Here is a 9279-nt window from a genome sequence, read left to right on the forward strand (position 1 = left end):
CCACGATTTGGGCACACTCGTCGGTGAACACGTTCTCCCGGCGTGTGCTATCCCTAGGACCAATGGAACGTGTCATGAGCGAGTTGGCAGATAGTCGTGCTGACGTCACCCGTCAGGCGATCCTGGACGCCGCGTCCCGTCAGTTCGCCGAGCGTTCGTTCAGCTCGGTGAGCCTCGATGACATCGTCGCCGACACGGACGTTTCGAAGAGCGCGCTGTACTTCCACTTTCGGTCCAAGCATTCCTTGGCGCTGGCCATCATCGAACATCACGCCGAAGAAGTCCGCGCAGCCACCATGGAGTTGCTGACACACCAGCGCTCGGGGCTGGAGACGATGATCGAGATCACCTTCATGGTCGCCACGCGCGACGCGCGCGACGACTACGCCCGAGCCGCCATGAACCTGTTCGGGGAGGTTCGAAGTCCCGGCGCCCCGCCCGTCGGCCTCGTCGACGAATGGGTCAAGGGCTCGATCACGGTGCTGGAGCAGGCGATCGCCGATGGTGACGTGCGCGCCGACTGTGATCCCGAAGACCTTGCCCAGGTCCTCGTCGGCCACTACGTCGGCATGCGGCAGGTGAGCGACCTCAACGATGCGGCCACCTTCTTGACCCGCGTCGGGAACAGCTGGCGCACCACCTTGCCTGGCTTCGCCAACCCCGACCGGATCGACTATCTGACGCAGTTCGTCGAGCGACGTGCCGTCGTGGCCATCCGCAACATCACCGGGCGGGCTTACCGCCGCTCGCAGACGATGCGCGCGTGAAGATCATCACGGCGCCAGGCCGGGGAGTTTCTTGATGCCGAATTCTCGGCGCAGCACCGTGCGCGCGGCGTAGTAACCGGCCATTCCGTGCACGCCGCCGCCCGGTGGCGCGGCCGATGAGCACAGGTAGGCCTTCGGAATCGGCGTTGACCACGGGTTGAGTCGCGCCGTCGGACCGGTCAGCGCACTGAACATGTTGTTGCCGCCGACGCCGATGTCGCCCCCGACCAGGTTGGCGTTGTGCTCCGCAAGGCGCGAGGCGGGCACACTGCGGGCCGCCACCACCACATCGCGGAATCCCGGCGCGAAGCGTTCGAACACCGCCGTCACGGCCTCGGCCATGTCGACGGTCGACCCGGCGGGAACGTGTGCATAGGTCCACAGCGGCCGACGGCCCTCGGCGTCGATGCGCCCGGGATCGGCAAGGTGGGGGAGTGCGGCGAGCACCATGGGCCAATCGGCGTGGCGGTCCTTGGCGACCTCCGCCTCGGCCAGCGCCATCTGCGAACGGGTGCCGCCGAGGTGCAGCGTGGGCGCGACTGCCAGTCGCGGGTCGCGCCAGGGGATTTCGCCGGACAGCACGAAGTCGACCTTCGCCACGCCGGGTCCGAACCGGTAACGCCGCAAAGCCCTGGCATACCGCGAGGGCAGCGTATCGCCGTAGATCCGCAGCAGCGCGGTCGGTGCGGTGTCGTACAGCACCACACCGTCGGGCGGGCGGGTGATCTCCTCGCCGAGGACCAGTTCGCCGCCGTGGGCGCGGAGGTCGGCGATCAGGGCGTCCGGGATCGCTTGGGAGCCGCCGACGGGGATCGGCCAGCCCACCGCATGGCCGAGGGTGGCGAGCATCAGTCCGGCTCCGGAGGACACCAAGGACGGCATCCGTGAAATCGTGTGCGCCGCAACGCCACTGAACAATGCGCGGGCGTCCTCCCCGGCCAGGGTCCGCCACAGCGGGGTGCCCTGCTCGAGCAGCCGGGGACCGACCCGCAGCGCCGCCGGGATCGAGGGCGGAATCGAACGCTTGTCGCCGAGCATGAGGCCGACCACGCCCTCGGAGTCGGCGGCCAGTGGCCCGAGTAGTCGGCGCCATGACGCGCCGTCGTCCAGCTCGTCGCACGTGCGCGCCAGGTCGGCGTATCCGATCGCCGCCTGCCTTCCCAGCAGCGGATTTGCGTAAGAGACCTCGGGCACGGCCAGCCGCACGCCCCGCGCGCGCAGATCGAACTCGGCGAAGAACGGCGATGCCAGCGCGAGAGGGTGCACCGCCGAACAGACGTCGTGGCTCACGCCCGGATACTCGGGGTCGACCACGGTGCGCGCACCGCCCCCTGCGGTCGGCTGGGCCTCGACGACACGGACCGACAGTCCAGCTCGGGCGCAGATCACGGCGGCGCTCAGTCCGTTGGGCCCACTTCCGACGACGGTGACGTCCATCCACTGATTAGAGCCCATTACTCTGTCCGCGTGAGCCTGCCCGTTGTTTTGATCGCCGACAAACTCGCCGAATCGACAGTTGCCGCCCTGGGTGACCAGGTCGAGGTGCGCTGGGTCGACGGCCCCGACCGAGAAAAGCTACTGGCCGCGGTGCCGGAGGCCGACGCGCTCCTGGTGCGCTCGGCGACGACGGTGGACGCCGAGGTCATCGCCGCCGCCCCCCGGCTCAAGATCGTCGCCCGTGCCGGCGTCGGCCTCGACAACGTCGACGTCGACGCAGCGACCGCACGCGGTGTGCTGGTCGTCAATGCGCCGACGTCGAACATCCACAGCGCGGCAGAACACGCCCTCGCGCTGCTGCTCGCCGCCGCCCGGCAGATCCCGGCCGCCGACGCAACACTGCGCGAACACACGTGGAAGCGGTCGTCGTTCTCGGGCACCGAGATCTTCGGCAAGACGGTTGGCGTCGTCGGGCTCGGCCGCATCGGACAGCTCGTGGCGCAGCGGCTCGCCGTCTTCGGCGCCCACATCGTGGCCTACGACCCCTACGTATCCCACGCCCGCGCCGCACAGCTCGGTATCGAGCTGCTGACGCTCGACGAGCTGCTGGGACGCGCCGACTTCATCTCCGTGCACCTGCCCAAGACCAAGGAGACCGCTGGTCTCATCGGCAAGGAAGCGCTTGCCAAGACCAAGCCGGGCGTCATCATCGTCAACGCCGCCCGCGGCGGCCTGATCGACGAGCAGGCGCTCGCCGACGCGATCATCAGTGGCCATGTGCGCGGCGCCGGACTCGACGTGTTCTCGACCGAGCCGTGCACCGACAGCCCGCTGTTCGAGCTGCCACAGGTCGTCGTCACCCCGCACCTCGGGGCCTCCACCGTTGAGGCGCAGGACCGCGCCGGGACCGACGTGGCGGCCAGCGTGAAGCTCGCGCTGGCGGGTGAATTCGTCCCCGACGCGGTCAACGTGGGCGGCGGAGTGGTCGGCGAGGAGGTTGCGCCGTGGCTGGACCTGGTGCGCAAGCTGGGGCTGCTGGTGGGCGCGTTGTCGGCCGAGCTCCCGACCAACGTCGCCGTCCAGGTGCGCGGCGAACTGGCCTCCGAGGAGGTCGGGGTGCTGCGGCTCTCGGCATTGCGCGGGTTGTTCTCCGCGGTCATCGAGGACCAGGTGACCTTCGTCAACGCCCCGGCACTGGCCGCCGAGCGCGGAGTCGAGGCCTCCATCGACACCGCGCCGGAGAGCCCCAACCACCGCAGCGTCGTCGACGTGCGCGCGGTGGCCGTCGACGGCTCGACGGTCAACGGGGCTGGCACGCTCTCGGGTCCGCAGCTGGTGGAGAAGATCGTCCAAATCAACGGACGCAACCTCGACCTGCGCGCCGAGGGCGTGAACCTGATCATCAACTATCACGATCAGCCCGGCGCGCTCGGCACCATCGGCACGCGACTGGGCGGCGCGGGGGTCAACATCCTCGCCGCCCAACTCAGTCAGGATGCCGGCGGCGACGGCGCGACGATCATGTTGAGGCTCGACCGCTCGGTGCCCGACGACGTGCTGAGCGCCCTTGGCGCCGACGTCAAGGCCGTGACGCTGGAACAGGTGGACTTGTCATGAAGCTCGCAGTGATCGCCGGCGACGGCATCGGACCCGAGGTGATCGACGAGGCCCTCAAGGTGCTCGACGTGGTCAAGCCGGGAGTCGAACGCACCACCTACGACCTCGGTGCGCGGCGGTATCACGCGACGGGTGAAGTCATGCCCGACGGCCTGGTCGACGAGCTTCGCACGCACGACGCGATCCTGTTGGGCGCGATCGGCGATCCATCGGTGCCGAGCGGTGTGCTGGAGCGCGGACTTCTGCTGCGCATGCGGTTCGAGCTCGACCATCACGTCAATCTGCGGCCGTCGCGGCTGTACCCGGGCGTGACGAGCCCCCTCGGCGACGTCGACATCGACTTCGTCGTCGTACGCGAGGGCACGGAGGGGCCGTACACGGGCACCGGCGGCGCGATACGCGTCGGCACGCCGCACGAGGTCGCCACCGAGGTAAGCCTCAACACCGCGTTCGGCGTCGAGCGCGTGGTGCGCGACGCGTTCACCAGGGCGTCCAAGCGGCGTAAGCACTTGACGCTGGTGCACAAGACCAACGTGCTCTCGTTCGCGGGCAAGTTGTGGTCGCGGATCGTCGCCGAGGTCGGCGAGGAGTTCGCCGACGTCGAGGTCGCCTACCAGCACATCGACGCGGCGACCATCCACATGGTCACCGATCCAGGCCGGTTCGACGTCATCGTGACCGACAACCTCTTCGGCGACATCATCACCGATCTGGCCGGCGCCGTGTCCGGCGGCATCGGGCTCGCGGCGAGCGGCAACATCGACGCGACGCGGACCAATCCGTCCATGTTCGAGCCGGTGCACGGCAGCGCGCCCGACATCGCCGGGCAGGGCATCGCCGATCCGACCGCTGCGATCATGTCCGTGGCACTGCTTCTCGCGCACGTCGGCGACGATGCCGCCGCGGCGCGCGTGGACAAGGCCGTCGAGGAACACCTTGCCACGCTCGGCGGCGACAAGCTGTCGACGTCGGCGGTCGGCGACCGCATCGTCGGGTTGCTCTGATCCGATCGGACAGACACTCAGGCTGATCTAAAGGGTGGATGTGGGCTGTCGCCCCTCCTAGCGTCGGAGCGTTCGACGCGAGGAGTATCGATTGACGACGGAAACCGTTCGCAAGCCCTGCGATTCAGCGATCCATCCGCTGGACGACCCCATCCGGTCGTCGTTGCGCGGAGCGCACGCCACGTTCGCCTCCTGGTCCGGTCGGATCGCCCGGTACGACGAGGAGGTCGCGGGGTTCATCGGCCATCCACCCGCACTCGACGAGCAGGATTGGGCGGATCTCGCCGCGCTGGTGGGCCCGTCGACCGAAGTGTCACTGCGTGGTGCTCACGTTCCGCCCGCCCGGTGGGAGGTGCTCGGGCAGATGGATTCGGTCCAGTTGGACGGATCGGCCTTCGAGGTGGCGCCCGATCCGGATGTCGTGGTGCTCGGCGCCGACGACGTGCCGCAGATGCTCGATCTGGTCGAGCGGACCAAACCAGGCCCGTTCCGCGTGCGCACGATCGAGATGGGCACGTATCTGGGGCTTCTCGACGAGGGGCGGCTGGTGGCGCTGGCCGGCGAGCGGATGCATCCCGCGGGCTGGACCGAGATCAGCGCCGTCTGTACCGATCCCCGCTTCCGCAAGCGGGGTTTCAGTACCCGTCTGGTCCGGGCGGTGGGCTACGGCATCCGCGCCCGGGGTGATATCCCGTTCCTGCACGCGAGGGCCGACAACGTCCACGCGATCGGCCTCTACGAGTCACTGGGCTTCAGGCTGCGCAAGCGTTCGGTGCTCACGTTGGCCCGGACACCGACCGATCGAGGGGACGGCCCGAAGTGACCGCAGTGACTCCCGGGACGACGTCGCGCGCGTCTGACACGGCACCCGGCGACGACGAACTTCCGGTCACCGCCGAGGAACTCACCGTCGCGCGTACCTGGCACCCGTGGCGCTGGGTGATCAGCATCGTGACCCTGGTGATCGCGGCGCAGTTCGTGCACGGTCTGGCCACCAACGCCGGGTGGGACTGGGGCACCTTCGCCCAGTACTTCACGGCGAAGTCGGTGATGGCGGCACTCTGGCTGACGATCCAGCTGACGTTCTGGGGCACCCTGATCGGCTTCACCCTCGGCATCGCCCTCGCGGCGGCCCGGCTATCGCAAAATCCGGTGCTGCAAGTCATTTCGTGGTTCTACATCTGGGCGTTCCGGTCCATCCCGCTCATCGTCCAACTGCTCTTCTGGTTCAACATCGCCTACCTGTACCAGGTGTTGGCCGTCGGCATACCGTTCGGACCGGCCTTCTTCACGTTCGACGTCAACAGCGTCATCAGCGGTTCGATGGCCGCGATCATCGGACTTGCGTTGCACCAGGCCGCGTACTCGGCCGAGATCGTCCGCGCAGGGATCATCTCCGTCGATCAGGGTCAGCTCGAAGCGGCTGCCGCGCTCGGCATTCCGAAGCGACGGGAGTTCTTCAAGATCGTCCTGCCGCAAGCGATGCGGGGAATCCTGCCGAATGCGGCCAACGAGGTGATCTCGTTGTTCAAGGGCACCTCGATCGTGTCCGTCATGGCGATCGCCGAACTGTTCTACCAGGTGCAGGTGATCTACGGCCGCAGCGGACGCGTGGTGCCGATGCTCATGGTGGCCACCGTCTGGTACATCATCCTGACCTCGCTGCTGTCCATCGTGCAGTTCTACGTCGAGCGGCACTACGCGAAGGGCGCACTCCGGACACTTCCCTTGACCCCCATCCAGCAGATCCGCAAGAAGCTTGCGGCACTTCCCCTCTCGCCGCGGGGAGCAACCAGATGAGCGGCCAGGGGATCACCTCGGCGATCGAGCACTCCCAGTACGCCGTCGAGGCTAGGGGCGTGCACAAGTCCTACGGTCCACTCGAGGTGCTCAAGGGCGTCGATCTCACCGTCCGCCCCGGCGAGGTGACGGCCATTCTGGGACCGTCGGGTTCGGGAAAGTCCACGCTGCTGCGCGTGCTCAACCACCTCGAGAAGGTCGATGCGGGTCTGGTCAGGGTCGACGGTGAACTCGTCGGCTACCGGTTGAAGGGCCGCAAACTGCACGAGCTGAAACCTCGCGAGATCCTTCGGCAGCGCTCCCAGATCGGGTTCGTGTTCCAGAACTTCAATCTCTTCCCGCACCTCACCGTGCTCGAGAACGTCGTCGAGGCACCCGTCTCGGCGCAGAAACGCGACCGGCGCGTGGTCGAACCGGAGGCGCTGGAATTGCTCGAGCGGGTCGGGGTCGGAGACAAGGTCCACGACTATCCCCGCCGGTTGTCCGGCGGGCAGCAACAGCGCGTGGCGATCGCTCGAGCGCTCGCGCTGCGGCCCAAGGTGATCCTGTTCGACGAGCCCACCTCGGCACTCGACCCGGAACTGGTCGGCGAGGTGCTCGAGGTCATCCGCCAACTCGCCAGCGACGGTGCGACACTCGTCATCGTCACGCACGAAGTCGGGTTCGCCCGCGAGGTCGCCGACACCGTCATCTTCATGGACGGTGGCGTGATCGTCGAGCAGGGCTCGCCCGCCGACGTCTTCGACAACGCAGTACATGCCAGGACCAGAGAGTTCCTGTCCCACGTCCTCTGAACACAGCACACCCACGAAAGAAAGCAGGGTCATGTCCCGATCCCGATCCCGTCGCGCTGCCGCGACCGTCATCTCCGCGGTGGCCGCCGCCACGTTCCTGGTGACCTCGTGCAGCGAACCGACCGTCGACAACACCGTGACCGCGGGTGACGGGCAGACGTTCGACCTCTCACCCGAGCAGAGCGGGCGGGTCGAGACCGAGAAGGTGGACTCGATCGCGGCGCTGGTTCCGCAGGCGATCCGTGATCGCGGCACGCTTCGAGTAACTGGCAACGTCGGATCGACGCCACCGCTTGGCTTCTACGCCACCGACAACGCCACGATCGTGGGCAGCGACGTCGACGTCGCCCATCTGGTCGGCGACACCCTGGGACTGAAGGTGGAGGATTCGAACGCTGACTGGGCCCAGAACTTCGTGAGGATCGACTCTGGTGAGGTCGACGTGTTCATCTCCAACGTGACGGTGACCGAGGAGCGTAAGGAGAAGTACGACTTCTCGACTTACCGGTTGGACAACCTCGCGCTGGAAGCCCCGGCAGATTCCGACTGGGTGTACAAGGACCGCAAGGACATCGCGGGCAAGCGGATCGGTGTCACCTCCGGTACCAACCAGGAGCAACTGTTGGTCGACTGGAATGCCCAGAACGCCGCAGACGGTCTGAAACCAGCCGAGATCGTCTATTACCAGAACAATGCCGACTACTACCTGGCGTTGGCCTCCAAGCGAATCGACGGTTACCTCGGACCGAACCCGTCGGCGGTGTATCACTCGGCCAGCGCGAAGGAAACCAAGATACTCGCCACCTACTCCGGTGGCGGCGATGCGCTCCAGGGCGAGATCGCGGTTCTGACCAAGAAGGACAACGGATTGATCCAGGCGGTCAATCAGGCCTTGAATCACGTGATCGAGAACGGGGCCTACAAGAAGGCGCTCGACCGATGGGGCCTCGGGAACGAGGCGGTCGCCAAGTCGGAGATCAATCCGCCTGGACTGCCCAAGAAGTCATGACGACCGGCGCTGGTGCACCGACTCGACCGTGTACAGATGCGGATCGAAGCTCACGGCGAGCGCCGCCGCCCGGCCCATGTGCTCACGTGCGGCCGGATCGGCCAGCATCGCCTGGTAGGCCTCGGCGCTCTCCCATTGCGCATAGTTGACGACGCGGGTTCCGTCGGTGCTGACGTGAATGTTGGCCGACACGAACCCAGGAACGTGCCGCATGACCTCGTCGGTCACCGCCTCCAGGAGTTCGGCCAGCGCATCGGCCTTCGCCGGTTCGACGATGAACACGTTGATCAGCGTGGTGTGGGGACTGTGTCGCTCGATGGTGGTCACTTCGACTCCCTTGTTTGTCAGGTTCCTTACATAGTTGACCGTAGCCCAATGTAAGGTTCCTGTCATGTCTGGGCCGACGGTCGAAGGTGGCGCGGGATATCTGGTGAAGCGGGTCCAGCAGACGCTGCGACGCCGCTGCGATGCCGCGTTGCGCCCTACGGGGTTGTCGATGGCCCAGTACACGGCCTTGCGAGCGCTCGCTGATCACCCCGACGCGTCGGCATCGGAGTTGGCACGCCTCTGCTTCGTCACCAGGCAGTCGCTGCAGGATCTTCTGGCGGGACTTCGTTCGTCAGGCCTGGTTCGGTCGGCGGGCGGCGATGGCCACGGGCGGGCCACCGCGCTGGCGCTGACCGCGGTCGGACGCAAGCGACTGGCGGCCGGTCACGAGGCCGTCCTCGACGTGGAACGGGCGATGGTGCGGGGTCTCTCGGTGAGCGCCCGGCACGAGCTGGCCGAGCTGCTGACCCGGTGTGCCGAGAATCTGGAGAACGGAACGGTCGAGTGAGCACGCGCCTGCCGAC

The 9279-nt window shown here is 67.2% G+C and carries 10 protein-coding genes; 8 read left to right on the forward strand and 2 right to left on the reverse strand.

The genetic code is table 11. The features are described from left to right. Nucleotides 1–74: 74 nt before the first annotated feature. Nucleotides 75–767, forward strand: coding sequence for a TetR family transcriptional regulator (locus tag ACRDUX_RS24325; protein ID WP_526417320.1), 693 nt, complete (start codon nucleotides 75–77; stop codon nucleotides 765–767). 6 nt (nucleotides 768–773) lie between these two features. Here the strand turns inward: ACRDUX_RS24325 and ACRDUX_RS24330 are convergent, their stop codons facing one another. Then, complete coding sequence (locus ACRDUX_RS24330) at nucleotides 774–2204, reverse strand: phytoene desaturase family protein (protein ID WP_526417322.1); 1431 nt, start codon at nucleotides 2202–2204, stop codon at nucleotides 774–776. Nucleotides 2205–2234: 30 nt separating this feature from the next. Between ACRDUX_RS24330 and serA the strand changes: the two genes are divergently transcribed. The 6 genes from serA (at nucleotide 2235) to ACRDUX_RS24360 (ending at nucleotide 8428) form a co-directional block, all read left to right on the forward strand. Continuing rightward, nucleotides 2235–3821: a phosphoglycerate dehydrogenase gene (gene serA / locus ACRDUX_RS24335; RefSeq protein ID WP_526417324.1), complete on the forward strand. Its 1587-nt coding sequence runs from the start codon at nucleotides 2235–2237 to the stop codon at nucleotides 3819–3821. Beyond that, the gene (locus ACRDUX_RS24340; protein WP_526417326.1) at nucleotides 3818–4825 is read left to right on the forward strand and encodes a 3-isopropylmalate dehydrogenase; all 1008 of its coding nucleotides are present in this window, start codon (nucleotides 3818–3820) and stop codon (nucleotides 4823–4825) included. The genes serA and ACRDUX_RS24340 overlap by 4 nt, the downstream gene beginning before the upstream one ends. A gap of 91 nt (nucleotides 4826–4916) precedes the next feature. Next, nucleotides 4917–5648 carry a GNAT family N-acetyltransferase gene (locus ACRDUX_RS24345; RefSeq protein WP_526417328.1) on the forward strand — a complete coding sequence of 244 codons (732 nt, stop codon included), beginning with the start codon at nucleotides 4917–4919 and terminating at the stop codon, nucleotides 5646–5648. Between the two features lie 116 nt (nucleotides 5649–5764). Beyond that, the gene (locus ACRDUX_RS24350) at nucleotides 5765–6625 is read left to right on the forward strand and encodes an amino acid ABC transporter permease (RefSeq protein WP_526417337.1); all 861 of its coding nucleotides are present in this window, start codon (nucleotides 5765–5767) and stop codon (nucleotides 6623–6625) included. Then, the gene (locus tag ACRDUX_RS24355; protein WP_526417330.1) at nucleotides 6622–7419 is read left to right on the forward strand and encodes an amino acid ABC transporter ATP-binding protein; all 798 of its coding nucleotides are present in this window, start codon (nucleotides 6622–6624) and stop codon (nucleotides 7417–7419) included. Before ACRDUX_RS24350 ends, ACRDUX_RS24355 begins: the two co-directional genes overlap by 4 nt. 31 nt (nucleotides 7420–7450) lie before the next feature. Continuing rightward, on the forward strand, nucleotides 7451–8428 hold the full coding sequence (locus ACRDUX_RS24360; RefSeq protein ID WP_526417331.1) for an ABC transporter substrate-binding protein: 978 nt from the start codon (nucleotides 7451–7453) through the stop codon (nucleotides 8426–8428). Here the strand turns inward: ACRDUX_RS24360 and ACRDUX_RS24365 are convergent. Continuing rightward, on the reverse strand, nucleotides 8423–8755 hold the full coding sequence (locus ACRDUX_RS24365) for a putative quinol monooxygenase (RefSeq protein ID WP_526417333.1): 333 nt from the start codon (nucleotides 8753–8755) through the stop codon (nucleotides 8423–8425). The two genes, ACRDUX_RS24360 and ACRDUX_RS24365, sit on opposite strands and share 6 nt — an antisense overlap. A 64-nt stretch (nucleotides 8756–8819) precedes the next feature. Between ACRDUX_RS24365 and ACRDUX_RS24370 the strand changes: the two genes are divergently transcribed. Next, a complete protein-coding gene (locus ACRDUX_RS24370) occupies nucleotides 8820–9263 on the forward strand; it encodes a MarR family winged helix-turn-helix transcriptional regulator (protein ID WP_526417335.1) in 444 nt (147 codons plus the stop codon). Nucleotides 9264–9279: the final 16 nt, after the last annotated feature.

It is taken from the genome of Mycobacterium sp., assembly GCF_050701675.1.
GTDB lineage: Bacteria > Actinomycetota > Actinomycetes > Mycobacteriales > Mycobacteriaceae > Mycobacterium.

What these genes read in the sequence shown, in the direction of transcription:
- ACRDUX_RS24325 (WP_526417320.1), top strand. Translation starts at nt 75, where the DNA reads ATGAGCGAGTTGGCAGATAGTCGTGCTGACGTCACCCGTCAGGCGATC.
- ACRDUX_RS24330 (WP_526417322.1), bottom strand. Translation starts at nt 2,204, where the DNA reads ATGGACGTCACCGTCGTCGGAAGTGGGCCCAACGGACTGAGCGCCGCC.
- ACRDUX_RS24340 (WP_526417326.1), top strand. Translation starts at nt 3,818, where the DNA reads ATGAAGCTCGCAGTGATCGCCGGCGACGGCATCGGACCCGAGGTGATC.
- ACRDUX_RS24355 (WP_526417330.1), top strand. Translation starts at nt 6,622, where the DNA reads ATGAGCGGCCAGGGGATCACCTCGGCGATCGAGCACTCCCAGTACGCC.
- ACRDUX_RS24360 (WP_526417331.1), top strand. Translation starts at nt 7,451, where the DNA reads ATGTCCCGATCCCGATCCCGTCGCGCTGCCGCGACCGTCATCTCCGCG.
- ACRDUX_RS24370 (WP_526417335.1), top strand. Translation starts at nt 8,820, where the DNA reads ATGTCTGGGCCGACGGTCGAAGGTGGCGCGGGATATCTGGTGAAGCGG.